Here is a 25538-nt window from a genome sequence, read left to right on the forward strand (position 1 = left end):
TGGATATCTCCCGATTCGTTTTCGAATGTCAGGCGCCGTCGATGACGACTTTCCCGAAGACGTCGCCTTGCTGGAAATGGCGGTAGGCCTCGCGTGCCTCGGCAAACGCAAACATCCGGTCGATGTTGGGCTTCAACTGGTGCTTGCCGACCGCGGCCAGCATCGCCTCCAGGCCACTGCGGTTGCCGACGAAGACGCGGCTGATCGTGGCAAGGCTGCGCTGGTAGACGGCGCCCGGGATCTCGATCGAATTGCCCTTCGGGTCCTGCACGGTGAGCACAATGATGCGGCCGTAAAGCGAGCTTGCGATCAGCGACTGCGTGAAGGTCTGCGGACCGCCGGTCTCGACGACGAGATCGATGCCGCCGGTCGCCTCGCGCAGCGTCATGCCCCATTCCGGGGTCTCGGCGGCGGCGATGACGATGTCGGCGCCAAGCGCGCGCAGCCGTTCGGTCTTTTCGGCGCGCGAAGTGACGGCGGCGACGCGGCAGCCGAGCATCTTGGCGAACTGCAGAGCAAAGAGGGCCACGCCGCCTGAGCCTATCGTCAAAACCCATTGTCCAGGTTGCGGAATCTCCGCTCCGGTCAACGCGCTCCAGGCGGTCAGCCCGGCGCAGGTGAAGGTCGCGGCTTCCTGCCAGGAGAGGTGCTCGGGCAATCGCGCGGCCCATTGTTCATCGAGCAGCGCGTATTCGGCGAGCATGCCGTCCAGCGTGCAGCCGAGCTGGTCGATAATGCCCGCATGAAGCCGGCCGTCGATCCAGCGCGCGAAATAGCTGCCGGTGACGCGGTCGCCGATCGCGAAGCGGGTGACGCCGTCGCCGATCGCCACCACCTCGCCGGCGCCGTCACTGAGCGGGACGATGCCCGCGCGCGGCGGCAGCGGGTAGGCGCCCTTGAGGATCATCGTGTCGCGACGGTTGAGCGAGGTGGCGTGCACCCGCACCAGAATTTGATGCGGTCCGGGCTGTGGCGTCGCCTCGTCACGCCGCATCAGATTTTCGCTTTCGCCGAAGCCCTCAAGTCGGTAGCTCTGCATTTGTCGTCTCCAATAATATGTAGACCGATCTGCATATTATGTAGACCGGTTGTCATATTCAGAGCAAGGCCTATAATGCGTATTCCTGACAGAGGCTGACAAAGCGACAGATATGGCGACGGACACACGCACCCGGATGATCGAGGCAACGGCGCTGCTTTTGCGGCGGCGCGGCTATCACGGCACATCGCTCAACGACATATTGAGCGCCAGCGCGGCACCCCGCGGCTCGCTCTACTTTCATTTTCCGGGCGGCAAGGACCAATTGGTCATCGAGGTGACGCGCGACAGCGTGGCCGGCGTGACGGAGCGATTAGGCGCGGCACTGGCGGCCGAACACGATCCGGCGGTCGCGGTCCACCATATCTACCAGTCGGTCGGGCACATGCTGGAGGAGAACGAGTTCTCGCTCGGCTGTCCGATCGCCCCGGTGGTGCTCGACGCGCCGAACGACGTGCCGGAGCTGGCCGAGATTTGCCGCTCTGCCTTCGAGCAGTGGATCGGCCTGTTGCGCGAGGCCTTCATGCGGGCAGGGGTGCCCGAGCGCCGCGCCCAGGCGCTGGCGCTGCTTGTCGAATCTTCGCTCGAAGGCCTGATGGTCATCGCCCGCGCCACCCGCGACCGCTCGGCGCTCGCTATCGTGGCTGATGAGGTGGCGGCACTTGTCGAGCAGGCGGTGCTCGCCGGCAAGGTGGCGGAATATGCCGGGACTGCGACCTAGCTGGATCGCATCGTCGCAAGGTGGCTAGTGCATGTCGCCCAAAAATGACCTCGGTTTTGGGAAGACGACATGCATAAAAACAAAGACCTAAAGCGCGTCGCATGAATCCGTTTCGACGCGACGCGCTTTAGGCCGCCGGCCTTAGCCGGCGGCTCGCTCGATAGACTGTCGGCGACACCACGACCAGCAGCCCGGCAAGGATGAGCATCATGCCGGCTACCCGTTTCGTCCCAAATTGCTGGCCCAGCACCAGCCGGGCCGACAGCGCTCCGAAAATCGGCACGAGAAGCGAAAATGGCGCGACCGTTGCGGCCGGATACTGCTTGAGCAAATGCCCCCAGATCGCATAGCAGACGATCGTCGAGAGCACCGATATGTAGATGATCGCACCGGCGCCGCTCCAGTTCACCGTCGACAGCGCGTGGCTGATCGCCGCCGGCCCTTCGATCAGCGCCGACAACGCGAAGAGCGGGATCGGCGGGACGAGGCTGAGCCAGGCCACCATCGCCAGCATGTCGACCTTGCCCGCGCCCCGCAGCAGCACGTTGCCGATCGCCCAGCACAGGGCCGAGGCAAGACAGAGGAGAAGGCCGGTCAGGGAGAAATCGCCGCCGACCGTTGCAGCGATCGTGCCCAATCCCGCAATGGCCACGAGCGAGCCGGCGACCTGGCGCGACGTCGGCTTCTCGCCGAGCACAACCGCGGCGATCAGGATCGTCAGAAACGCCTGCGACTGGAGCGTGACGGAAGCAAGTCCGGCCGGCAGCCCGACCGCCATTCCCATGAAAAGCAGCGCGAACTGGCCCAGGAACAAGGTTGCGCCAATCCAGAGGAAACGGCGCAAAGGAACGTTCGGGCGAGGCAGCGCCACGACAGGAAGGCAAGCAACGACAAATCGCAGCGCCACCAGCAGCAGCGGCGGAAAGCTGCCGAGCCCGATGCTGATCACGGTGAAGTTGACGCCCCAGATCGCTGCCACCAACAGCGCCGCCAGCATATGCCGAAGTTTCATGATCTTGCGGTCCCACGAACAGGATACGGGTGACGATTATTCGTCTTCCATCCCGGCAGGATATCGCGCACCGTGACATAACTGAAACAACGTGACTGGAATACAGATATAAACAGGATGAAAGACCGAGCGGTCGACCTCAATCTGCTCGTCGTGTTCCAGATGCTCATGAGCGAATTGAACGCAACGAGGGCCGCCGCGCGCCTTGGGATCAGCCAGGCCGCGGTCAGCGCATCGCTGCGGCGCTTGCGGGCGCTTTATGGCGATCCGCTGTTCACGCGGACCCAGCGTGGCCTGCTGCCGACGCCACGTGCCGTGGTTCTGAGGCCGCTGATTGACGAGGCGCTCGGCATCATCGGTGGCACCCTGGATGCCACCAACTCGCAGGCTGAGGATCGCGCAAAAATCGTCATCGTCCGGATAGGCCTTTCCGACGATTTCGAAATGGCCTTCGGCGCCAGCATCATCGCGTTGGCAAGGCAGAGGCTGTCCAATGTCCGGATCGTCTTGCGCCAGACCAACAGTTTTGTGGCGCCGCAAGCGCTGAACGACAAGGAAATCGACCTCGCCATCACTTCCGGAGGCATCACCGACAGCCGGCTCAAGCACATGTCGCTCGGCAGCTCGGACTACAGCATCGTTTTTGATCCCCGCGTCAGAGGTACGCAGGAGCCGTTCACGCTGGAGGAATACCTGGCACGCGACCATGTGCTGGTTGCCTATTCCGGCCTGAGCGGTATCACCGACGATGTGCTGGCCGAGCACGGGCTGCGGCGAACCATCCGTGCCGCGACCACGCATTTTTCCGCTTTGTCGTTCATCCTGTCGGATTCCGACGCACTGGCCACCATTCCAAGCCACGCTGCACGCGCGCTCTGCGGGCAGGGCACCTTTGCCATGTCGGCCTGTCCGCTGCCGTTTCCGCGCTACGCGTTCGGTGTGAGCTGGCGGTTCGATTCCGTTCGATCGGCAACGGTGATGCAGCTGCGCGATCTGATCGCCGAGGCGCTCAGCGCCTGACAACGAAAAAGGGCGCCTCTCGGCGCCCTTTCGGTATGCATAAGCCAGGTTGGCTGGATTAGAAATCCATGCCGCCCATGCCGCCCATGCCGCCGCCCATGCCGCCAGGCATGCCGCCGCCGCCAGCCGACTCCTTCTTCGGAGCCTCCGCGATCATGGCTTCGGTGGTGACGAGCAGGCCGGCGACCGAGGCCGCGTCCTGGAGAGCCGTGCGCACGACCTTGACCGGGTCGACGATGCCCATGGCGATCATGTCGCCATATTCGCCCGATTGGGCGTTGTAGCCGAAGGTCGCGCCCTTGTTCTCAAGGATCTTGCCGGCAACGATCGAAGCTTCCGCACCGGCGTTGGCAGCGATCTGGCGGGCCGGAGCCTGCAGAGCGCGACGCACGATGTTGATGCCAGCGGCCTGGTCGGCATTGGCGCCGGCGGCCTTGATGTTGGCCGAAGCGCGCAGCAGGGCGACACCGCCGCCTGCAACGATGCCTTCTTCCACGGCCGCGCGGGTTGCGTTCAGCGCATCGTCAACGCGGTCCTTCTTTTCCTTGACTTCGACTTCCGTCGCACCGCCGACGCGGATCACCGCAACGCCGCCGGCGAGCTTGGCCAGACGTTCCTGCAGCTTCTCCTTGTCGTAGTCCGACGTGGTCTCTTCGATCTGCTGCTTGATCTGGGCAACGCGGCCCTGGATCTCGGCCTTCTTGCCGGCGCCGTCGACGATGGTGGTGTTCTCCTTGGAGATCGACACCTTCTTGGCGCGGCCGAGCATGTTGAGGCCGACATTCTCGAGCTTGATGCCGAGGTCTTCCGAGATGACCTGGCCACCGGTGAGGATGGCGATGTCTTCCAGCATGGCCTTACGGCGATCACCGAAGCCCGGCGCCTTGACGGCGGCGATCTTCAGGCCGCCACGCAGCTTGTTGACGACCAGCGTGGCCAGGGCCTCGCCTTCGACGTCTTCCGAGATGATGAGCAGCGGCTTGGAGGTCTGCACGACGGCTTCGAGAACCGGCAGCATGGCCTGCAGGTTGGACAGCTTCTTCTCGTGCAGCAGGATGTAGACGTCCTCGAGCTCGGCAACCATCTTGTCGGCGTTGGTGACGAAGTAGGGCGAGAGGTAGCCGCGGTCGAACTGCATGCCTTCGACGACTTCGAGCTCGGTCTCGGCGGTCTTGGCTTCCTCAACCGTGATGACGCCTTCGTTGCCGACCTTCTGCATCGCTTCGGCAATCATCTTGCCGACCGACTCGTCGCCATTGGCCGAGATCGTGCCGACCTGGGCAACTTCCTCGGAGGTCTTGATCTTCTTGGCAGCCTTGCCGAGCGCCGCGACGACTTCGGTCACGGCCAGATCGATACCGCGCTTCAGGTCCATCGGGTTCATGCCGGCGGCAACCGCCTTGTGGCCTTCCTGGACGATCGACTGCGCCAGAACGGTCGCGGTCGTGGTGCCGTCGCCGGCGATGTCGTTGGTCTTCGAAGCAACTTCGCGGACCATCTGCGCGCCCATGTTTTCGAACTTGTCCTCAAGTTCGATTTCCTTGGCGACGGTGACGCCGTCCTTGGTGATGCGCGGGGCGCCGAACGACTTGTCGATGACGACGTTGCGGCCCTTGGGGCCGAGCGTGACCTTCACCGCGTCGGCGAGGATGTTGACGCCGCGCAGCATGCGCTCGCGGGCATCGCGGGAGAATTTTACGTCTTTAGCAGCCATGTTTTAGCTCCTGGCAGGGGCTTGGGATCAAGCCCGGAATTTCAGTTGACGGTGAGGCCGATATTCAGCCGATGATGCCCATGATGTCGGATTCCTTCATGATCAGAAGGTCTTCGCCATTGAGCTTGACTTCGGTGCCCGACCACTTGCCGAACAGGATGCGGTCGCCAGCCTTGACGTCCAGCGGGACCAGCTTGCCGGCTTCGTCACGCGCGCCGGAGCCGACGGCGATGATCTCGCCTTCCTGCGGCTTTTCCTTTGCCGTATCCGGGATGATGATCCCGCCGGCGGTCTTGGATTCAGATTCGACCCGGCGAACGACCACGCGGTCATGAAGCGGGCGGAACTTGGACTTTGCCATATTGTCTTCCTCGATGAGAACGGTGAGAACTGTTCCTCCATCCGGCGGTGCCGGATATGGGTTAGCACTCACCAAAGGCGAGTGCTAACGTGGCGCTGAGATAGGCCGGTGACTTGCCAGAGTCAAGGCGCGCGCAAGGGCGCGATGGCGCGAAATTTTATCGGCAAGCCGTTGGATCGAGAAACGCGCCGTTCACCACCTGCGACATTGGCGAAATATGGCGGCAGACTTTCCTATCGGTGTTTCGGCGATCGCAGCATCAGCAGCGGGCACCGCTCGGCCAGTCCATAGCTGCCGGTCGAGGCCACCTCGACATCGTTGAAGAAAACCTTGGCCTCCTCGACGAGCGCGGACACCGGCGCGAAATTATAGATCACGGATGAGTTCCTGTAGATGTCGATGGTGCCGATGACCGGCAATTCCCACCCGGTGCGCGCCGACAATTCGTCGCGATCGGGGAAAAGCATGTCGAATTGTTCGAGGATACCCGTAACCGGTATCGTGTAGCCCGGCGCGCCGTCGATGGCGGTCATGGCCACACGCCATTTGAGGTCATGGAAGGTCGAGACGCCGCCGGCCAAGGCCAGGGCGCGGACATCCTGTGGGTCGTCGCGTGTCTCCGGGGACGCATATAGCCTGATGCCGCCGCGCCCGTCCGTCTTGAGCACGCGCGATACCGCCGAAAACAGCGCGCGCCGGGCGTCGACGCCGCCGATGACTGTGAGGCACCCGTCGCCGATCAGCGCATCGACGCTTGCGTCGGGGAACGGCAGATCGAACCAGTCGCCGAGCACGGCCTTGCGGTGCTCCGCGTCGCCCGGCCAGATGCTCGCGATCATGTCGCGGGACTCGTCCACCGCCGTCATGCTGGCGCCCAGCCCGGCCAGTTCCGGCGTCACGCCAAGCATCACGACATCCCATCGGGCAAGGTCGAGCTCGCGCTCGTAGCTTTCAACCACCTCTGGCGGCGGCCTGAGCGGCGACCCGAGCAGTCGCCAATGCTTTCGCATTGCATTCCAGTGGTCAGTCATGCATAGCCCCCGCCCGCATCGCATTGTATTTGAATGCATAGTCGAGGACGCTGAAGAAACCAAGCGGGGGCGCATGGCACGCATAGCGGTCATCACGCATGAATTCGACCGGTTCCTGGGCTGGGGCGGCCTGCTTCTGCGCCGCGGCAGTCCCTATATGCTGTTCGACCTGATGGGGGAGCTGAAACGCCGCGGCCATTCTGTCCAAATCATCAAGGGCACCTCGGCCAAGCCGGAAGCGGACGTCGCGGTGCTGCATGTCGACGCGACGGTGACGCCGCCTGAATATGTCGAATACGCGCGCGGCTTTCCCTTTTGCCTCAACATCGGCGCCGCCGATATTTCCAAACGCCGGGTCAGTGGCGCCGTGATCGGCAGGGACGACGGCTGGCCGGGGCCGGTCATCGTCAAGAGCAATCTCAACAACCTTGGAACGCGCGAGCGGACGCTGAACCGGCGATCGCGGCGCGCCGGCAAGCCGGAGCCATTTCCCGGCGCCGAGGTTCTCGACAGATACCGCATCCATGCCTCGCTTGCCGATGTTCCGCCGGCGGTGTTCGACCGCCAGGATCTCGTTGTGGAAAAGTTCGTTCCCGAACCGGATCCGGACGGCTTTGGCGCCCGCTTCTGGCTGTTCTGCGGCGAGCGCGAGCGCTGCACGCGGCATGTCTCGCCGCAAAGCCTGGTCAAGGGCGAAGACACGATCCGCCGCGAGCCGGTCCCGGTGCCGGACGAACTTCGCGCGCTGCGGCGCGAACTCGGCTTCGACTATGGCAAGTTCGATTTCGTCATGCATGAGGGCAGGGCGGTGCTGCTCGACGCCAACAAGACGCCGGGCAGCGTCGGCAACCTGTCTGCCTTCCTCGCCGCCGGCAATGCCAACCTTGCCGACGGCTTCGAGGGACTGATCCGAAAGGTGACCTAGAGCGTGATCCCGAAAAGTGGGAACCGGTTTTCGGATAAGATCATGCTCCAACAAAAATCAAATGTTCATGCCACCTGAGACCTCGATGCGCTGGGCGTTGACCCAGCGGTTGTCGTCCGACAGCAGCGCGGCGATCATCGGGCCGATATCGTCGGCCACGCCGGCGCGGCCGAGCGCGGTGACGCCGGCCACCATGCGGTTGATCTCGGCGTTGTCGCGGACATGGCCGCCGTTGAAGTCGGTGGCAATCGCGCCTGGCGCGACCGTGTTGGAGGTGATGCCGCGCTGGCCGAGCTCCTTGGCGAGGTAGCGCGTGAACACCTCGATGCCGCCCTTCATCATCGCATAGGCCGACGATCCGGGCGCTGCGAAGCGGGCGAGGCCGCTGGAGACGTTGATGATGCGGCCGCCGTCGTTGATCAGTGGCAGCAGCGCCTGGGTGAGGAAGTAGACGCCCTTGAGATGGACGTTCATCAGCGCGTCGAATTCATCCTCGGTTGTCTCGGCGATCATCTTGCGCAGGCCGGTGCCGGCATTGTTGACGAGATAGTCGAAGCGGTCGCGCTGGAAGGTGTCGCGCAGCGTCGTCTTCAGCGCCTCGACGAAGGCTGGGAAGCTGGCGACCGCGCCGGCATCGAGTTCGAGCGCCGCGGCGCGTCCACCGGCGGCTTCGATCTCGGCGATTGCGGCTTCAGCCTCGTCGACGCGGGAACGGTAGGTGACGATGACGTCGACACCCCGGCGGGCAAGGTTGAGCGCGGTGTTGCGGCCGAGGCCGCGGCTGCCGCCGGTGATGAGGGCGATGGGTCGGATGGTCATGGCGAAATCTCCTTCTTGATCGATGGAGATGCATATACTCGCCCAGGATGCGGATATAATCGGCGCGATATTGCCAACACTATTCAGGATATGAGAACAATCGCGTCATGGACAGGCTGGACTCCATGCGGCTCTTCACCCGCGTCGTCGAACGGCGCAGCTTCACCGCGGCCGCCGCCGATCTTGGCCTGCCGCGCTCCAGCGCGACCGCCGCGATCAAGCAGCTGGAGGAGCGGCTCGGCGTGCAATTGCTGCGCCGCACGACGCGCCACGTCACCACCACGCTCGATGGCGAGGCCTACTACCAGCGCTGCATCGGCATTCTGGCCGACATAGAAGATGCCGAGGGCGGCTTCGGCGCGCATGAAGTGCGCGGCCGGCTCAGCGTCGACATCAACGGCCACCTGGCCCGCACCTTGGTTATCCCGGAATTGCCGGCGCTGTTCGCCCGCCATCCCGGGCTCAGCGTGCATATCGGCGAGGGCGACCGCTTCGTCGATCTCGTGCGCGAAGGTGTCGATTGCGTGGTGCGCGCCGGCACGCTGCCCGACAGCGACATGATCGCACGTCGCATCGGCATGGCGCGCGAGGCGACGCTCGCCAGTGCCGACTACGTCGAGCGCCATGGCCTGCCGCGTGACATGGACGAGCTCGCCGGGCATATGATGATCGGCTTCGTCTCGTCGCGCACCGGACAAGTGATGCCGCTGGAGTTCACCGTCGACGGCGAGATCCGCGAAATCGTTCTGCCGTCGCGCGTGACTGTCTCCAACTCCGACACCGCCGCCACGCTGGTGCGCCAGGGTTTCGGCCTCTACCAGTCCCCGCGCCGCCGCTTCGCCGGCGATATCGAGGCCGGCCGGCTGGTCGAGGTGCTTCCCAACCATCCGCCAACGCCAACGCCGATCTCGGTGCTTTATCCGCGCAGCCGCCAGCTTTCGCCGCGGGTAAGAGTGTTTGTCGACTGGCTGGTGGAGATTCTGGGGCCGAAGCTGGATCCGGGGTAAAGCGGCATCGCGGCGGGGGGTCGTACCAACGCGTTCGTCATCCTAGGGCGAAGCAAGGAGCGAAGCGACGCGCGCAGACCCTGGGATCCATGCCGTGACGCTAAGGCGTTGCAATGTTTGCATAATTCTGCGCCGATGCACTTTGCGTCGAAGGTCACGGCATGGATCCTCGGGTCAAGCCGGTCAAGCCCGAGGATGACGACCCTTATGGGGCCGCCTACAGAAATATCTCCAGCTGCGTATGAATGATCGTCCGGTAATCCTCTATCGTGCGCCGGCTTTCCACCTCGTCCTGCGTCAGCGCCAGCCGCACCAGGCCGCCGGCGAGCTGGAAGATCAAGAACACCAGCCTGGCAAAGGGTTCGCGCTGCTCCGCCTGCAGCATCGGCCCGACATGGTCGCACAGCATCTTCGACTGATGCCGCGTCTCCGCGATGTCGAGATGCTGCAGCGCCTTGTCGGCCTGGATGGCGTTTTGCAGGTCCTGGATCGCCGGGTCGGCGGCGACGCGGGCATAGTAGTCGTCGAGCATGCGGTCGGCGGCTGTCGTGACGTCGCTGAGATCGCGGATGTCGGCGATGATGGCGCCGAAGCGGGCGCGGCTTTCCTCGGAAAAACGCTCATAGAGCATGGCCAGGATCGCCGACTTGGAAGGAAAGTAGTGATAGACGGTGGCGATCGGCCCGCCGGCCAGCGCGCCCACCTCCTTCATCGTCACCGCGTCGATGCCCTTTTCGCCGATCAGCCGCATGGTCGTGGCCAGGATCGCGTCGATGCGCTCGCGGCTGCGCTCCTGCTTGGGCTTGCGCCTTGGCTCCGTCGCTGTTCGCTTTGCTCCCGTCATGCGCGATGTCGTCCCAGCAAAACTGCAAATTCACGGTTGACAAGAAACATGATCAAGTATCAGTTTCGCCAAATGCTGACAATCTGTCAGTTTTTCGATCGAGCTGCAAGGGAGAGCGCTTCGTGACTGTCATCGATGCCGGAAACGCCGAGAGCGGCGATTGGCTGGTCGGCAACCCGAGCGGGCTGCAGCTTGCCTCGGCGCTGTGGATCGGCTCGGTCGGCCTGCTCATCCTCGGCTTGCAGCCGGTGCTGCTCGGCGCGCTCTACACCGAGGGCCACGTCACCGGCGACGAGCTGGCGCTGGTCGCCACCGCCGAGATGATCGCCATCGCCATCGGCTCGGCCATCGTGGCGATGCTGCTCCCCGCCCGTAACATGCGCTGGAAGAGCACGCTGCTCTTGATCCTGCTGGCGCTCGCCAATTTGTGGACCGCCTACGCTGTCACCGCCAATTCCCTGATCGGCGCCCGTGCGCTCGCCGGCCTGGCGGAGGGCGGCCTGGTTGCAGTGGCCACGGAGCTGATCGCCCGCTCGCGCCGGGCCGAGCGCATCGGCGGCTATTTCGTGACGCTGCAGACATTGGCGCAATGCGCGCTGGCGCTGATCCTGGCGCTTTACGCGGTGCCGAAAGCCGGCGCGGCCGGCGGCTTCATCGTGCTGGCCATTGTCTGCCTGCTGTCGCTGGTCGTCGCCTGGACGGTTGCGGACGATTATGCCGACCTCCCGAAGGACGAGCATTTTTCCAATGTGCTCACCGTGCCGGCGATTACGGCGTTGCTGTCGATCTTCTGTTATTTCATGTTCTTCGGCGCTGTCTGGGCCTTTCTCGAGCCGATCGGCGCCCAGTTCGGCATTGACGGCCGCACCGTCGGGTTGGTGGTCTCGGCAAGCCTGGCCGCGCAAGTGTTGGGCGCGACGACCGCGACGGTGTTCGAAGCGCGCATCGACTATCGCTTCGCCATCACAATCATTGGAATTGTCGCTGCGATCAGCTCGGTGTTGCTGGCCACCGGTCCAGGGCTTTCGGCGTTCTGGGCCGTCGCCCTGGTGATGGGCTTCATCCTGCTCTTCATCGTGCCGTACCAGATCCGCCTCGCCATCACCGCCGACGAGACGCGCAACGCCGCACTCCTGGTGCCGGCCGCCCAATTGTTTGGCCTTGCCATCGGCCCGATCGCCGCATCGCTGCTCATCGACGGCACGGATTTCCGCCCGGTTTCGGAATTCGCGGCCGTCACTGCCTTGGCCAGCGTTGCATTGCTCGGCTTCTTCGTTCTCGTCGCGCGCCGTCGGCGTATCCAGGCCTGAAGCGGAGGGCGCCATGTCGAACAGCTGGAGCAACTGGTCGGGTCTCGTCACGGCCTCGCCAAAACAGATCGCCACACCCGCCGATGTCGGCGCGCTTGCTGATTTGGTGCGCACCGCGCCCAGTCCGCTACGTGTTGTCGGCGCCGGCCATTCCTTCACGCCGCTGGTGCAGTCCGAAGGCACCATCGTCTCGCTGGAAAAGATCGCGGGGCTGGTCTCGCATGACGCAGCGACCAATCGGGCGCGGGTGAGGGCGGGCACGCGGCTTGGGTCCCTGATGCACATTCTTGAGGGCATCGGCCAGGGCCTGCCCAACATGGGCGATATCGACAAGCAGGCGATCGGCGGTGCGCTGGGCACCGCCACGCATGGCTCCGGCCCTAAGCTCGGCGCCTATCACACCCAACTGGAAACCGTGCAGATCGTCGACGGGCAGGGCAAGCTGCGCGACTTCAGCCGGACGAACGATCAGGACCTGATTCATGCCACCGGCGTTGCGCTGGGCAGCTTCGGCGTGCTCACCGAGGTGACGCTGAACAACATCGCGACCTACCGCCTGCGACGCCGCAAATGGGTGCTGCCGATCGCCGACATGCTGCGCGACTTCGAAACGATGATGGCCGGGCATCGTTCGGCCGAATTCTACTACATCCCGTTTTCCGGCTACGCCCAGTTCATCGCCAGCGATATTTCCGACGCGGCCGTCACGCCGCGGCCGACCGAGGACGACGAGGAAGGGCTGGCGACCTTGCGCAAGCTGCGCACCGTTTTGCGCTGGCTGCCGTCGCTGCGCGGCGCGTTGATCAAGGGCGCGGTGAAGAAGATCGCGTCCGAGGATTACGTGCAGGACTGGCTCAACGTCTACGCCAGCGACCGTCGCACCAAGTTCAACGAGATGGAGTACCACCTGCCTTACGAGGAAGGTCCAAAGGCGTTGGCTGAGATCATCGCGCTGACGGAAAAGCACTTTCCCGAAGTCTATTTCCCGATGGAGGTGCGTTCGGTGGCGCCCGATGAATTCTGGCTTTCGCCCTTCCACAAAAGGCTGACCTGCTCGATCGCCATCCACCACGATGCTGCGAACGACCCGTTGCCCTTCATGCGCGCGGCCGAGCCGATCTTCCGCAAATATGGCGGCCGGCCGCATTGGGGCAAGATGCACAGCCTGAAGGCGGCAGACTTCAAAAAGCTCTATCCGCGCTGGGACGAGGCGATGGCGGTGCGCCGCGACATCGATCCCGACAACCGTTTCGTTTCGCCCTATACGGCCGGCCTGTTCGGCATCGAAAGATGAGCGCCTATTTCGCCGAGATGTCGAAGGCGCTGCCGGCGGCCGATATCCATCGGCCCTGCCTGGTGCTCGACCGCGACCGGCTGGACGCCAACATCGCGAGTGTGAAAAAGAGACTGGCGCCTGGTCTTGCCGTACGGCTGGTCGACAAATCGCTGCCTTGCGTGCCGCTGCTGTCCTATATCGCCAAGGCGCTCGACACCGACCGCTTCATGACCTTCCACCCGCCGGTGACGCAAGCCGTGCTCGACGCCTTTCCCGAGGGCGATCTGCTCTACGGCAAGCCGATGCCGGTGGGCGCGGCCAAGGCGGCGCTGACGCGGGGCGGCGCCGGCTGGTGGTCGCGCGTCTGCTGGCTGATCGACACGCCGGAGCGGCTGTCGGAGTACGGCGCTTTGGCCGCCGAGCTCAGCACCGAATTGCGCTTCGCCTTCGAGGTCGATGTCGGCCTGCATCGCGGTGGCTTTGCCAGCCCGTCCGAGATCAAGGCGCTGACGATACCCAAGGGCCTGCGCTGCGAAGGCATCATGGCCTATGAGGCGCACGCGCCGGAAATTCCCAGTATATTCGGCGGTGCGGCCAACGCTCTGGAGAAAGCCTCGGCGTTGGCGGCGGCGTTCGTCGCGGCGCTCGAACCAGACCAGCGCCGCATCCTCAACATCGGCGGCTCGAAGACGGCGCTGCTGCATGATGGCGGCGTGGCGAATGAGGTCTCGATGGGCTCGGCCTTCGTGCTGCCCAGCGATTTCGACAAACCCGGCCTCGACGGCTTTCAGCCGGCTGCCTTCATCGCCACGCCGATCCTCAAGGTGGCCGCCGCGGCGCTGCCGGGCCCGGCCTGGCTGTCAAAGACCTTGCAGGCGCTCGGCCTCTTCCCGCGCAAGGGTTGCTACCTTTATGGCGGCAAATGGATGGCCGATCCGGCGTTTCCGGAAGGCATGAAGCCGAACGGGCTGATGGGGTTTTCCTCAAACCAGCAGTTCATGGGCCTGCCCGCAACAGCGCATGTGAAGCCGGGGGATTATGCCTTCCTGCGGCCGACGCAGAGCGAAGCGGTCTTGCAACATTTCGGCGCCATTGCAGTGCTGTCGGGTGGGCGGATCATGGAGTTCTGGCCGGTGCTGCCAATGGGGTGAGGGCTAGCCGCCTGCCCAACACGATTTCGTCATTCTAGGGCGGAACGACGCGAAGCGGAGTGCAGACCCTAGAATCCATGCCGTGACGTTTGTCGTAGGACGGCAGGGTGCAAGAGAGGTCGTCTACGCCAGCGTTTCGCTGCCAAAGATTGAACCGCCGCATAGCTCATAGGTCCCGGCATGGATTCTAGGGTCTGCGCGCGTCGCTTCGCTCCTTGCTCCGCCCTGGAATGACGAAGTTGTGTAGCGTTTCGCGAATTGTATTCGTTGACTCAGTCAACTAAATGCTCAATCCTGCCCATGACAGGAGACGCCCGATGACCATCCACAATCACCCCGGCAAGGAACGCATCGACGCCGTGCGCGCCTTCAACCGCTTCTACACCCGACAGATCGGCCTGCTCGACGAGGGCCTGCTGAAGAGCCCGTTCTCGCTGACCGAGGCGCGGGTGCTTTACGAGCTTGCCCATCGCGACGGGTTGGTCGCCAGCGACCTGGTGCGCGATCTCGGCCTCGACCCCGGTTATGTCAGCCGTCTCTTGAAGAAATTCGAGGAACGCGGCCTGGTCGAGCGCGCCGCCACCGAGGCTGACGCGCGGCGCGCCTCGATCGCGCTGACGCCGGCCGGCAGGAATGCCTTCGCACCGCTGAACAAGGATTCGCACGACCAGGTCGCGACCTTGCTCGACAAGCTGGCACCCGGCGATCAGGACCGCCTGGTCAAGGCCATGCGCACCGTCGAGGACCTGCTCGGCGAACGTGCCGAGCCCAAAGTGCCCTACATCCTGCGCTCGCTCCAGGTCGGCGACATCGGCTGGATCACGCGCCGCCAGGGCATGCTTTACACTGAGGACTATGGCTGGGACGGAACCTACGAGGCGCTGGTGGCGGAGATCCTCGGCGACTTCGTCAAGAAGTTCGATCCGGACTGGGAGCGCGCCTGGATCGCCGAGCGCGAGGGCGAGATTGTCGGCTCCGTCTTCATCGTGCGCAAGTCGCCCGAGGTGGCGAAGCTCAGGCTGCTCTATGTCGAGCCTTCCGCGCGCGGCCTTGGCATCGGCGCGCGGCTGGTCGACGAATGCATCGCCTTCTCCCGCGCCAAGGGCTACAAGACGCTGACGCTGTGGACCAACGACATACTGGGCTCGGCCCGCCGCATCTACCAGGCGGCCGGTTTCAAGCTGGTCGATGAGGAAAAGCATCATTCCTTCGGCAAGGATTTGGTCGGCCAGACCTGGGACCTGGGGCTGTGATCCGGGTGAGGCCGGCCTGCAAATGGCGGCCTCCTGCGCTTCCGGTGCTCACGTACGAAAAGTACGCTCCGCTCCGGTTCTCGGAAGCCACCATTTTCGGCTCGGCCTGACCCGGATCGGGGGGCAGAGTCCGTTCACCTCACCCCTTCACCGGCAACCAGATCTCCAGCCCGCCATTGCCGGTGTGCGCGTCGAACTCCGGTCCGTAGCGTTCGAATTCCGGCGCGTCGGCGATCTCGTGGCCGGAGGCCGGCAGCCAGCTGTTCCAGATCGTATTGATGGTGCGGCGGATGGTCGAGATGTGCTCGCGATGCGAAAACACCGCGTATTTCTGCGCCGGCACCCGGACACGATAAAAATCCTTGGGCAGGTCGGAGAAATCCGTCACCTCGACGCCGACGATGTAATCGAAATTGCCGGCATCGTCGCCATTGGTGCACACGCCGTAGAAGACATCGGGCACCTGTCCGGGAATGTGACCGATATAGGGGGCGAAGCGTTGCCACTGCATCGGGATGGCGGCGGCGGACTCGCAACTGTAGCGCTCGCCGAGCCCGGCGATGAGGAAGGGCCGGCTGGTCTCGAAGCGCGGCGGCGCGAGTGTCGTGAGTAGGGAACTGTCCATCAAGATAGGCTCCACGAGGTCGAGGTTCTGGGTCGAGCCCTGCGCGCGCACCAGTTCAGGCGTGGTGCCGAACTGCTCGCGAAAAGCCCGCGTGAAAGCCTCATGCGAGCCATAGCCGGCATCGAGCGCGACGGAGAGGATGTCGCGCGCGCCGCCGGCAAGCCGGCGCGCCGCTTCGCTCAGTCGCCGCGCCCGCATATAGCCCATCACCGATCGCCCGGTGGCGGCGCCGAAGGCGCGCGTCACATGGAAGCGCGACACGCCGCTGCTTTGCGCGACATCGTCGAGCGATATCGCATCCGGCAGATGGCTTTCGACAAACCACAGCGCTTTTTCGGTCGGGTTCATGGTTCCTCGCATTTGGCAGGCCGACACTAGCGACCCCGCCGAGGGCCAGTTTGATCGAAATTGCGCAACTGGCGAAGGTGCAAGTTCGCAAAACAGCGTCTTGATGCGCAACCGGCTTTGATGTGCCGGCTGCTGGATCAACGCATCCCACTTGAATAGTAAGCACGCTTATTATATCTATCGCTCATGGTTTCAGATGGCATCGACAGACTGGGATTTTTGATTCACGACGTGCAACGCCTGATGCGCAAGCGTTTCGAGACGCGCGCCAGCGGGCTTGGCCTGTCGTCGGCGCAGTGGCGCCTGATGGTGCGCGTCGCCAAGGAAGAAGGCATCACGCAGGCGCGGCTGGCTGAACTGCTCGAAATCGAGCCGATCAGCGTCTCCCGCCTGGTCGACCGGATGGAGGAGGGCGGCTGGATCGAGCGCCGCCAGGACGCTGCCGATCGTCGCGTGCGCATGATCTTCCCGACCGAGAAGGCGAGCGCGGCCTATGCCGACGTCAAGAGCCTCGCCGGCGAGGTCTATGAGCAATCGCTTACCGGCGTATCGCCGGAAGACCGGCGCGTGCTGATCCGGGTGCTGGACACGATCGTGCAGAACCTGACCGACGGCGAGGCATCCCTGGAGATAGCGGGCAAGGAAGGGGCGGCAGCATGAGCGCGGCAGCTAAGAGAGAAGACGATAACGTCACCAAGCTCGAAGCGCCGGCGCAGCCGGCCGCTCCCGTCGCCGTGGCGGCTGAGCCGCTGCCGACGCCGGCAGCACCTAGGAAGAAGCGCCGCATCGGCCGCATGCTTTTGATGGTCGCTCTGCCGCTGGCGCTGCTTGTCGGTGGCGCTTATGTCTGGGTGACCGGCGGCCGCTATCAGGAGACCGAGAACGCCAATCTGCAGCAGGCCAGGATTTCGGTCGTCTCCGATACAGCCGGCCGCATCGTCAAGGTCGGCATTGCCGACAACCAGACGGTCAAGCAGGGCGATCTGCTTTTCATCATCGATCCCGAGCCCTACCGCATCGCATTGGCCCAGGCCGACGCTGCGGTCGCCGGCGCGCGCCTCAATGTCGAGCAGCTGCGCGCCGCCTATAGCCAGTCGATGGCGCAGGAGAAGTCGGCCAGCAGCGAGGTCGACTACGCGCAGTCGCAATATGACCGCGCCGCCGATCTGGCGCAGAAGGGCATCAATGCCAAATCGTCGCTCGACGAGGCCCGCAACGATCTCGACAAGGCCAAGCAGCAGCTGGCCGTCGCGGGGCAGGGCATCGTCAGCGCCAAGGCGGCGCTTGGCGGCAATCCCGACATCGAGACCGACAAGCATCCGACGGTGATGGCGGCACTCGCCGCGCGCGACAAGGCGGCCTACGATCTTGCCCAGACCACGGTGAAGGCGCCGGCCGACGGCATCGTCTACCAGGCCGCCTCCTTCAAGCTCGGCCAGTATGTCTCGGTCGGCACGCCGCTGTTTGCGCTGGTCGAGATCGGCGACACCTGGATCGACGCCAATTTCAAGGAAACCCAGCTTACCAACATGAAGCCGGGCCAGAAGGCCGAGATCGTCGTCGACACTTACCCGGGCAGAACCTTCGAGGCGACCGTCAAGGCGATCGGCGCCGGCACGGGCGCGGAGTTCTCGCTGCTGCCCGCGCAGAACGCCACCGGCAACTGGGTCAAGGTCACGCAGCGAATTCCCGTGCGCCTGGAACTGACCGATCCGGATGCCAAAATGGCGCTGCGCACCGGCATGAGCGCGAGCGTCACGGTCGACACCGGCGTGGCGCGCGGCTGGCCGTCGATCTTGGGTCACGCCACGGCCGGCGAGGCCGCACAGTAACGAGTTGAAGCAAGTAACGAGGTGAAGCAGGGGTTTGGTCTGATGGGAGGGTGTGAAGGATCAGATTTCGAGCGAGCCGCGACGCGGCTTGATCAAGACTGAACCTTCGGTACGGACCCGTCGGTCCTCAGGTTTCCGGGCGGCAGGCATCCGCTCCACCAGAGAGACTTTCAGTCGATGCAACCCCCGCATCGATAGTCGCGTCCCACCGCGATGAAGGTCTCTCGACGGAAGGCTCGCCGCCCGGAAACCCAATATACACGGTTTTGTTACCTGCTGGAAGTTTAGCATCATGAGCACGCCAGAACCCTTCAAGGAAGTGCCGCATCGCGGGCTGATCACGGTCGCGCTGATGCTGGCCACGGTCATGCAGGCGCTCGACACCACCATCGCCAACGTCGCGCTGCCGACCATGACCGGCGACCTCGGCGCCTCGCCCGACAACATCAACTGGGTGCTGACCTCCTATATCGTGGCCGCGGCGATCATGACGCCGGTCACCGGCTGGCTTGCCGACCGGCTCGGCCGCAAGGAATTGTTCCTGGTCTCCGTCGTCGGCTTCACCATCTTCTCCATGCTCTGCGGGCTCGCCTGGAGCCTTGAGACCATCGTGCTCTTCCGCCTGCTACAAGGCGTGTTCGGCGCGGCCATCGTGCCGCTGTCGCAGACATTCCTGCTCGATATCAATCCCAAGGAGCGGCATGGCCAGGCCATGGCCATCTGGGGCGCCGGCATCATGCTGGGGCCGATCCTGGGGCCAACGCTTGGCGGCTGGCTGACGGAAAATTTCAACTGGCGCTGGGTTTTCTTCATCAACCTGCCGGTCGGCATCGTCGCCTTCCTCGGCATGGCCGCCTATCTGCCTGTCATCGCCAAGCGGGTGCGCGGCTTCGACTTCTTCGGCTTCGCCATGCTCTCGCTCGGCGTCGGCGCGCTGCAGCTTCTGCTCGACCGCGGCGGCGAGGTCGACTGGTTCAACTCAGCCGAGATCTGGATCGAGCTGGCTCTGTCGCTCACCGGCTTCTGGGTGTTCATCATCCACACGGTGACGGCCGAGCGCCCCTTCATCGATCCCAAGATATTCCTCGACCGAAATTTCGTGACCGGGCTGGGCTTCATCTTCGTCATGGGCGTGCTGATCCTGGCCTCGATGTCGTTGTTGCCGCCGATGCTCGCCACCATCTTCGGCTATCCGACCGTGACCATCGGCGTCGTTCTGGGACCGCGTGGCATCGGCACGATGATTTCGATGCTGGTCATGGGCCGCATCATGCATCGGATCGATGCGCGCATCCTCGTCGCCATCGGCTTCCTGCTCACGGCGCAATCGCTCTACACCATGGCGAGCTTCACGCCGCAGATGGACAATTGGCTGATCATCTCCTCGGGTGTCATCCAGGGCCTGGGCATGGGCATGGTGTTCGTGCCGCTGTCGACGGTCGCCTTCGCCACGCTCGACGCGCGCTACCGCACCGACGCCACATCGCTGTTCAGCCTGGTCCGCAATCTCGGCTCCTCGATCGGCGTGTCGGTGGTTGCGGCGCTGATGGTGCGCAACACGCAGATAAACCACACCGAGTTGTCGGCCTTCATCAACCCGTTTAACCCGAACCTGTGGGCGGCCTCGCCGGCGGCGGCGGCCGGCGATCCCGCCGCACTCTCGCAGGTCGACCGTGCGGTGAACCTCCAGGCGATGATGATCTCCTACATCAACGACTTCAAACTCCTGATGGTGATGACGCTGGCCGCGATCCCGTTCGTGATCCTGCTGCGCAAGCCCAAGGCCGCGCCAGCCGGCGGGGCCCCGGCTGCGCATATGGATTGATGAAGCGGCGTAATCTCCCCTTGAGGGGAGATTGGGAGCGACGCTAGCGGCCGAGCACCAGCGACCAGTAGCGCAGCGCCGGGTCGCGGCCGTCGCGCACATAGGCGAGGCCGAAGCGGCTGAAATCGGGATCGAGCATGTTGCGGCGATGGCCGGTCGAGTGCATCCAGATGTCGAACAGTTTCTGCTGATCGAAGCGGCCCTCGGCGATGTTCTCGGCCGCGGCGCCGCGCACGCCATTGTCCTTCATGCGCGAGGCGAAATCCTTGCCCCAGCCGGTGGTATGGCTCATGCGCTCGCGCGAGGCCATGTAGCCGGCCTGCTGGAGCGCGGCTTGCTCTAGCTGTGCGTCCGGAACCAGCGCCGGCAGCCCGGCCGAGCCGCGGATACCGGCCAGCGTCGTTGTGGCCGAGGAGGAAACCCCGGCGCCTTCGCCGGTCGGCACCGAGACGGTGCTGCAGGCGGCGATACCGGCAAGCGCTGCCAGGCCTGCTGCCTTGAGCAGCGAGCGACGGTTGAGATTGGCGGGGCGAATTTCGAGGGTGCTCATCCGGCCTCTCATACCGGCGATGATGGCTTTTGCCGGGCAGCCGATGAAAATCCCGTGATGCGACGACTTTTCGCGGAAGATCGGTTATGATCGCTTCGTTCTTGAAGTGGCAGCCACGGGCGGCCATCATCAGGCGGTGACCGCCCCGCTTTGGTCTGGCGCATGGTCCTTTCACGAAAACCGTCCCGGTTTTCGTGGGGCATGCGCTGGCAAACGGAGGACGATTATGGCCAGTTTTCATGTCATGGCGGACGCGCGCGGGATGCATGTGCAGCCCACGGTGCGCCATATCACCACCACGGATCTTTGGGATTCGCTGAAGCTCGGCGCCGAGGATTTCTGGGCGAAGCCCTCGCACTATGTGTTCCTGTGTCTGGTCTATCCCATCGTCGGCCTGATCCTGACGCAGTGGACGTCCGGCTCCAACGCCATCCAGCTCGTCTATCCGCTGATGTCGGGCTTCGCCTTGATCGGCCCGTTCGCCGCGATCGGCCTCTATGAGATCAGCCGCCGGCGCGAGCTTGGCATGAACACCGACTGGCGCCATGCGCTCGATGTGCGGCGCTCGCCGGCGCTGCCGTCGATCGCGGTCATCGGCATCCTGCTTTTCGCGCTGTTCCTGCTCTGGCTGTTCACCGCCCAGTCGATCTACACCAGCCTGTTCGGGACCGAGCCGCCGGCCTCGGTCGGCGCCTTCCTGCGCGATGTGCTGACCACCAGCAAGGGCTGGACGCTGATCCTTGCCGGCAACGCCGCCGGCTTCGTCTTTGCCGTCGTGGTTTTGGCCACCACGGTCGTTGCCTTCCCGCTGCTGCTCGATCGCGATGTCGGCGCTGTTTCGGCGATCGAGACGTCCGCACGCGCGGTCATGGCCAATCCCTTGCAGATGGCGCTGTGGGGCCTGACCGTCGCCGTGCTCCTGGTGGTCGGCTCGATCCCGCTGTTCGCCGGCCTTGCCGTCGTCATGCCGATCCTCGGCCACGCGACCTGGCATCTCTACCGCAAGCTGATCGAACCGGAACAGATCCGGCCTGTCCGCCGGCCGATGTAAAGGAGCGTCCGGGCTCTAGGCCAGGAGAGACCGCAATGAGCAAGTTCCTGAGATTGCTCAGAAGAGCTGGCAGTGCGGTCTGTTTCTGCCTTGTCGGCGGGCTCTGCGGCGGGCAGGCAAGCGCCGACCAGCCGGTGCGGCTTGAAAGCGCGGCCGTCCAACCGACGCCGTTTCAGCGGCGCATTGCGCAGCAGAATGGCCAGGTGCTCAAAACTGTTCCCGGCACGCCGTTGAATGGGTATCTGACGCGCCCGCCTGGCGAGGGGCCGTTCCCGGCCGTCGTCGTTCTCCACGGTTGTACCGGCCTCTCCTCAAGTGCAAGGAAAAGCTGGTCCGAGCTGCTGTCGTCCTGGGGGTATGTCGTTCTTATGGTCGACAGCTTCAGCACCCGTGGCATTCGCGAGACGTGTGATCGCGTTATGCCTGCCGATCGCGTCTATGATGCCTATGGCGCCTTGGCGTTTCTGTCGGAGCAAAAGTTTGTCGACCCGCGGCGCATAGCGTTGCTGGGGTCCTCAGCTGGCGGGAGCACAACGCTCGAGGCTGTGCGGCTTGGCGGCGCCGAGAAGCTTATGGAGCGCAAGTTCAAGGCAGCGGTTGCCTACTATCCGAATTGTTCGGCGGCAAATGGCGACATGGCGGTTCCGACTTTGATCCTGATCGGAGAGCTCGACGATTGGACGCCCGCCAAGAAATGCCAAGAGATGATGGCGCGGCGCAGCGGCAAGGGAAGCCCAGTGCAGCTCGATGTCTACCCCGGCGCTCGTCATGCATTTACCGCCCCGGGGAACAAGATTGGCGCCGAGGACTATGGTCACCGGGTGGAGTACAATGCCGCCGCGACTGAGCGATCCGAAAAGGATGCCCGGGTCTTTCTGAAACAAGCCTTTGGCGGCTAGAGCGTTTCACCGTTTCATAGAAACGGCGAAGCGCTCTAACTCTTTGTTTTTACGCAATTCCGGGCGGAAAACCGCTCACGCTTTTCCTGGAATTGCTCTAGGAGCGGCGGCTTTAGCGCTGCGCCTCTGTCGCCATCTTGAGCGCCAGCGCTGTCAGCACCGTGCCCATCATCCAGCGCTGGACGACCAGCCAGAACGGCCGTCCGGCCAGGAAGGTGGCGATCGATCCGGCGGTCACCGCGATGATGGCGTTGACGGTCAGGCTGATCGTGATCTGCGTCACGCCGAGCACCAGCAGTTGCGACAGCACATGGCCGGTGGCCGGATTGATGAACTGCGGCAGAAGCGACAGATAGAGCACCGCCACCTTCGGGTTGAGCAGATTGGTCATCAGCCCCATCGCGAACAGTTTGCGCGGCCTGTCCCTGGGCAATTCGCGGACTTGGAAGGGCGAGCGCCCGCCGGGCTTGAGCGCCTGCCAGGCCAGCCACAACAGATAGAGCGCGCCGGCAAAGCGCAGCGCGTCATAGGCGTAAGGCACGGCGAAGATCAGCGCGGTGATGCCGAAGGCGGCCGAGACGACATAGAACAGGAAGCCAAGCGCCACGCCGCCGAGCGAGATCAGCCCGGCTTTCGGCCCTTGCGACAGCGAGCGCGAGATCAAATAGATCATGTTCGGCCCCGGCGTCAGCACCATGCCGAGACAGATCAGCGCGAAGGTCAGATGGTTGGCGGCGTCGGGCATCGATGGCTCCAGCAAAGCGCGGCGGCAGATGTGCGCTGCATCGCGGGAGCACGCAAGGGCTTCATGCCGCGAGCTGTTGCGCCAGCCGTTTACCCAACCACGCGCAGGTTCGACAGCTCGTCGGCAATCGCTTTGAAATTGACCGAGAGCGTCGCGCCCGTCGCATTCCAGAACAGTTTTGCCGGCTTGCTGGGGTCGATCGGGTCCTTGCGGAAGCGGGAATCGGACGAACAGGATTTCAGCGCGGCCATTGCTTTCTGGTCGCTTGTGCTCGTCGACAAGTCGAGCGCCACCGTCATCACCATGATGTTGCCCGCCTTGGCGTTGGCGCACAGCTTTGCCATCTGCTCGTCCATCGCCGCGGTGTAGTTGCTCGACGAATAGTTGAACTGGCCGATGGCGCTCGACGTGCCGCCGAACAGGCGCGTCACAGACGTGCCGTTGTAGCCGACGCCGGTATAGCCATAGGCGGCATAGGTCGACTTGTTGCCGGCCGGGTCCGTATTGACCGTCGAATAGGTGTTTGCGCCGTCGGTCAGCACGATGACCACCTTGTCGTTGCCGCGCTCGGTCTCCGGCCGCCCCTCGGTGAATGGCGGGCCGCTGGACACAGTGCGCCAGCCCCAGGCCAGGCCTTCCGGCACATTGGTGTTGCCGTTTGGCTGCATCAGGTCGATCGCGGCGTTGATCTTGGCCAGTCCGTCCGTGGTGGTGACGTCGGTGAGCGGCGTGATCGGCGTCGTCGTGCAGGAGTAGTTCGGACCGGCGCCTGTGCCGAGCGACGGCGCATCGATCGGCCGCGGCTGAAAATATTTGGCCATGTTCGACTGCCTGGTCTTGCCCGTGGTGCTAGACGGATCGTCGTTCCACCAGCTGTTGGCGGCGCCGTATGTCACCGGGCTTGGCTCGTTGGGATCCTGGGTCACCTTCCACTGATTGCCAGGCTCGTCGGGAGCGAACATCGGCACGAACATCGTGGCGGGATCGCCGACGCCGATGCCGGTGTTGTTAGGCCCGCCGGAGGCCGGCGTGTCGTCGACATTGTAAGGATAGGGGCGGACCTCGACGCAACCCTGCCAACTGGCGAACGGGCCGTAGGTATCGATGTAATCATATTCCGTGTGGCTGTGCGAGCAGGTGTGGTTCGAACGATAGGTGTCGCAGACCGTGCGCGCGCTGCCGGCGACGCGCTCGTGGTTGGTCACCACCTTCATATCCTGGTAGAGCTCGAAGCGGCTGAGAACCTCGCCTTCCTCGGTGCCCCATCCAGTGCCTTTCTTGTACCAGATGCCGTTGATCTTCTGGGCGTATTTGTCGGACGCGTTCAGCGTCGACCAGTCGAAGTTTTCATTGGCGATCGGCGACAGCCCGTAAATGTCCATCCACGAGGCGTTGTCATTGTCGGGTCCGACGTTGACGGAAGCGGCGAAGGGCACCAGGCTGAACTGCACGGGCCTGTCGACCTGCTTGATCTGCGAGGCCTGCTGGGCCAGCGTATCGACCAACTGCTTGGCGGCTTGCTTTAGCAGGTCGATGCGCTTCTGGCCCGAGCCGGTGCCGTTCAAGGTCATCGAACCCGAATTGTCGAGCACCATCGCCACTTCCAGCGTGTTTTTGAGCCGCACCTGGGACGTCGCGCTGACGTTGATCGGCTTGTTCGCGTCGGTTGACGATACGCCGACGAGCAGTGCCGATGCCGGATAGAAATAGGGGTGATAGCTGAGCGTCGCGCTCATCGTCATTAGGCCGCCGCCGGCCTGGTTGGTGGGCAGGGTGATGCTGAGCGAGATGTTGGCGGGGTCGATATTGTTGAGGTTGGCGTTGAAAAAATCGACCGCGTAGGCCTTGATCTGATCGTCGGTAGCACCCTCGGCCAGCCGCCGCGCCGCGGCAAAATTCGCCGCGTCGAGCGCGTTCAACACCATCTGCCTCTGGCGGCTGAGCTCGCTGTAGTCGACCGCCATTGCCACCGCGCCCATCAGGGGCACCATCGCGATCGCCGTCATCAGGGCATAGTTGCCGCGGCGGTCGCGGCAGAATTGACGCCAGAATTTGCGCATTTCAGGTAAGCGGCCCCCGCCGGCGGATTTGCAATTGAGCCACAGTTTCACAAAACGCTGAAAGACCTGTTTGGGAAACCGCTCGATTGCGCGCTCCAGGCTTCACCGACCGCTAACCAA

General features: G+C 63.9%; 24 protein-coding genes. 13 read left to right on the forward strand and 11 right to left on the reverse strand.

The window, feature by feature from the left end:
* Nucleotides 1–28: 28 nt before the first annotated feature.
* The gene (locus AB6802_RS10020; protein WP_371009910.1) at nt 29–1039 is read right to left on the reverse strand and encodes an NAD(P)-dependent alcohol dehydrogenase; all 1011 of its coding nucleotides are present in this window, start codon (nt 1037–1039) and stop codon (nt 29–31) included.
* Nucleotides 1040–1151: 112 nt separating this feature from the next.
* Here AB6802_RS10020 and AB6802_RS10025 point away from each other — a divergent pair, with 112 nt between their 5' ends.
* On the forward strand, nt 1152–1760 hold the full coding sequence (locus AB6802_RS10025) for a TetR/AcrR family transcriptional regulator (protein WP_371009911.1): 609 nt from the start codon (nt 1152–1154) through the stop codon (nt 1758–1760).
* 127 nt (nt 1761–1887) lie between these two features.
* Here the strand turns inward: AB6802_RS10025 and AB6802_RS10030 are convergent, their stop codons facing one another.
* Complete coding sequence (locus AB6802_RS10030) at nt 1888–2757, reverse strand: EamA family transporter (RefSeq protein WP_371009912.1); 870 nt, start codon at nt 2755–2757, stop codon at nt 1888–1890.
* A 132-nt stretch (nt 2758–2889) separates the two neighbouring features.
* Here AB6802_RS10030 and AB6802_RS10035 point away from each other — a divergent pair, with 132 nt between their 5' ends.
* On the forward strand, nt 2890–3792 hold the full coding sequence (locus tag AB6802_RS10035) for a LysR family transcriptional regulator (protein ID WP_371009913.1): 903 nt from the start codon (nt 2890–2892) through the stop codon (nt 3790–3792).
* A gap of 58 nt (nt 3793–3850) precedes the next feature.
* Here the strand turns inward: AB6802_RS10035 and groL are convergent, their stop codons facing one another.
* From groL to AB6802_RS10050, 3 genes are all read right to left on the reverse strand, one after another.
* Entirely contained in the window at nt 3851–5506 is a 1656-nt protein-coding gene (groL, locus tag AB6802_RS10040) for a chaperonin GroEL (RefSeq protein ID WP_371009914.1), read from the reverse strand.
* A 64-nt stretch (nt 5507–5570) separates the two neighbouring features.
* Nucleotides 5571–5867, reverse strand: a complete 297-nt coding sequence (gene groES, locus AB6802_RS10045) for a co-chaperone GroES (protein ID WP_006203049.1) — start codon at nt 5865–5867, stop codon at nt 5571–5573.
* A gap of 233 nt (nt 5868–6100) precedes the next feature.
* The gene (locus tag AB6802_RS10050) at nt 6101–6898 is read right to left on the reverse strand and encodes a class I SAM-dependent methyltransferase (RefSeq protein WP_371009915.1); all 798 of its coding nucleotides are present in this window, start codon (nt 6896–6898) and stop codon (nt 6101–6103) included.
* 73 nt (nt 6899–6971) lie between these two features.
* Here AB6802_RS10050 and AB6802_RS10055 point away from each other — a divergent pair, with 73 nt between their 5' ends.
* Nucleotides 6972–7823 (forward strand): hypothetical protein, encoded by an 852-nt coding sequence (locus tag AB6802_RS10055; protein WP_371009916.1) that lies wholly within the window; start codon nt 6972–6974, stop codon nt 7821–7823.
* A gap of 57 nt (nt 7824–7880) precedes the next feature.
* On the opposite strand, the gene AB6802_RS10060 is transcribed toward AB6802_RS10055, so the two are convergent.
* Nucleotides 7881–8642: an SDR family NAD(P)-dependent oxidoreductase gene (locus AB6802_RS10060; RefSeq protein WP_371009917.1), complete on the reverse strand. Its 762-nt coding sequence runs from the start codon at nt 8640–8642 to the stop codon at nt 7881–7883.
* Nucleotides 8643–8749: 107 nt separating this feature from the next.
* On the opposite strand from AB6802_RS10060, the gene AB6802_RS10065 reads away from it, so the two are divergent.
* Nucleotides 8750–9649: a LysR family transcriptional regulator gene (locus AB6802_RS10065; RefSeq protein WP_371009918.1), complete on the forward strand. Its 900-nt coding sequence runs from the start codon at nt 8750–8752 to the stop codon at nt 9647–9649.
* A 217-nt stretch (nt 9650–9866) separates the two neighbouring features.
* On the opposite strand, the gene AB6802_RS10070 is transcribed toward AB6802_RS10065, so the two are convergent.
* A complete protein-coding gene (locus AB6802_RS10070; protein ID WP_371009919.1) occupies nt 9867–10493 on the reverse strand; it encodes a TetR family transcriptional regulator in 627 nt (208 codons plus the stop codon).
* A 122-nt stretch (nt 10494–10615) separates the two neighbouring features.
* On the opposite strand from AB6802_RS10070, the gene AB6802_RS10075 reads away from it, so the two are divergent.
* The 4 genes from AB6802_RS10075 (at nt 10616) to AB6802_RS10090 (ending at nt 15483) form a co-directional block, all read left to right on the forward strand.
* A complete protein-coding gene (locus tag AB6802_RS10075; RefSeq protein WP_371009920.1) occupies nt 10616–11803 on the forward strand; it encodes an MFS transporter in 1188 nt (395 codons plus the stop codon).
* Between the two features lie 13 nt (nt 11804–11816).
* Nucleotides 11817–13097, forward strand: a complete 1281-nt coding sequence (locus tag AB6802_RS10080; protein ID WP_371009921.1) for a D-arabinono-1,4-lactone oxidase — start codon at nt 11817–11819, stop codon at nt 13095–13097.
* On the forward strand, nt 13094–14230 hold the full coding sequence (locus AB6802_RS10085; RefSeq protein WP_371009922.1) for an alanine racemase: 1137 nt from the start codon (nt 13094–13096) through the stop codon (nt 14228–14230). Before AB6802_RS10080 ends, AB6802_RS10085 begins: the two co-directional genes overlap by 4 nt.
* A 317-nt stretch (nt 14231–14547) precedes the next feature.
* On the forward strand, nt 14548–15483 hold the full coding sequence (locus tag AB6802_RS10090) for a GNAT family N-acetyltransferase (protein WP_371009923.1): 936 nt from the start codon (nt 14548–14550) through the stop codon (nt 15481–15483).
* Nucleotides 15484–15622: 139 nt separating this feature from the next.
* Here the strand turns inward: AB6802_RS10090 and AB6802_RS10095 are convergent, their stop codons facing one another.
* On the reverse strand, nt 15623–16456 hold the full coding sequence (locus AB6802_RS10095; protein WP_371009924.1) for a GyrI-like domain-containing protein: 834 nt from the start codon (nt 16454–16456) through the stop codon (nt 15623–15625).
* Between the two features lie 186 nt (nt 16457–16642).
* Between AB6802_RS10095 and AB6802_RS10100 the strand changes: the two genes are divergently transcribed.
* The 3 genes from AB6802_RS10100 to AB6802_RS10110 all read left to right on the forward strand — a co-directional run bounded on the left by AB6802_RS10100 (nt 16643) and on the right by AB6802_RS10110 (nt 20113).
* Nucleotides 16643–17116 (forward strand): MarR family winged helix-turn-helix transcriptional regulator, encoded by a 474-nt coding sequence (locus AB6802_RS10100; protein WP_371009925.1) that lies wholly within the window; start codon nt 16643–16645, stop codon nt 17114–17116.
* Nucleotides 17113–18288 (forward strand): HlyD family secretion protein, encoded by a 1176-nt coding sequence (locus AB6802_RS10105; protein WP_371009926.1) that lies wholly within the window; start codon nt 17113–17115, stop codon nt 18286–18288. The genes AB6802_RS10100 and AB6802_RS10105 overlap by 4 nt, the downstream gene beginning before the upstream one ends.
* A 292-nt stretch (nt 18289–18580) precedes the next feature.
* Nucleotides 18581–20113, forward strand: a complete 1533-nt coding sequence (locus AB6802_RS10110) for a DHA2 family efflux MFS transporter permease subunit (protein ID WP_371009927.1) — start codon at nt 18581–18583, stop codon at nt 20111–20113.
* Between the two features lie 43 nt (nt 20114–20156).
* Here AB6802_RS10110 and AB6802_RS10115 read toward each other — a convergent pair whose 3' ends face one another.
* Nucleotides 20157–20663: a CAP domain-containing protein gene (locus AB6802_RS10115; RefSeq protein WP_371009928.1), complete on the reverse strand. Its 507-nt coding sequence runs from the start codon at nt 20661–20663 to the stop codon at nt 20157–20159.
* Between the two features lie 226 nt (nt 20664–20889).
* Between AB6802_RS10115 and AB6802_RS10120 the strand changes: the two genes are divergently transcribed.
* Together AB6802_RS10120 and AB6802_RS10125 are read left to right on the forward strand one after the other, a co-directional pair.
* Nucleotides 20890–21714 carry a DUF2189 domain-containing protein gene (locus AB6802_RS10120; RefSeq protein WP_371009929.1) on the forward strand — a complete coding sequence of 275 codons (825 nt, stop codon included), beginning with the start codon at nt 20890–20892 and terminating at the stop codon, nt 21712–21714.
* Between the two features lie 35 nt (nt 21715–21749).
* Nucleotides 21750–22613 (forward strand): dienelactone hydrolase family protein, encoded by an 864-nt coding sequence (locus tag AB6802_RS10125; RefSeq protein WP_371009930.1) that lies wholly within the window; start codon nt 21750–21752, stop codon nt 22611–22613.
* Nucleotides 22614–22725: 112 nt separating this feature from the next.
* Here the strand turns inward: AB6802_RS10125 and AB6802_RS10130 are convergent, their stop codons facing one another.
* Both AB6802_RS10130 and AB6802_RS10135 read right to left on the reverse strand, forming a co-directional pair.
* Nucleotides 22726–23358 (reverse strand): LysE family translocator, encoded by a 633-nt coding sequence (locus tag AB6802_RS10130; RefSeq protein WP_371009931.1) that lies wholly within the window; start codon nt 23356–23358, stop codon nt 22726–22728.
* 89 nt (nt 23359–23447) lie between these two features.
* On the reverse strand, nt 23448–25418 hold the full coding sequence (locus AB6802_RS10135) for a pilus assembly protein TadG-related protein (RefSeq protein WP_371009932.1): 1971 nt from the start codon (nt 25416–25418) through the stop codon (nt 23448–23450).
* Nucleotides 25419–25538: the final 120 nt, after the last annotated feature.

This window comes from Mesorhizobium sp. RCC_202, assembly GCF_041355295.1.
In the GTDB taxonomy this organism is placed as follows: domain Bacteria; phylum Pseudomonadota; class Alphaproteobacteria; order Rhizobiales; family Rhizobiaceae; genus Mesorhizobium.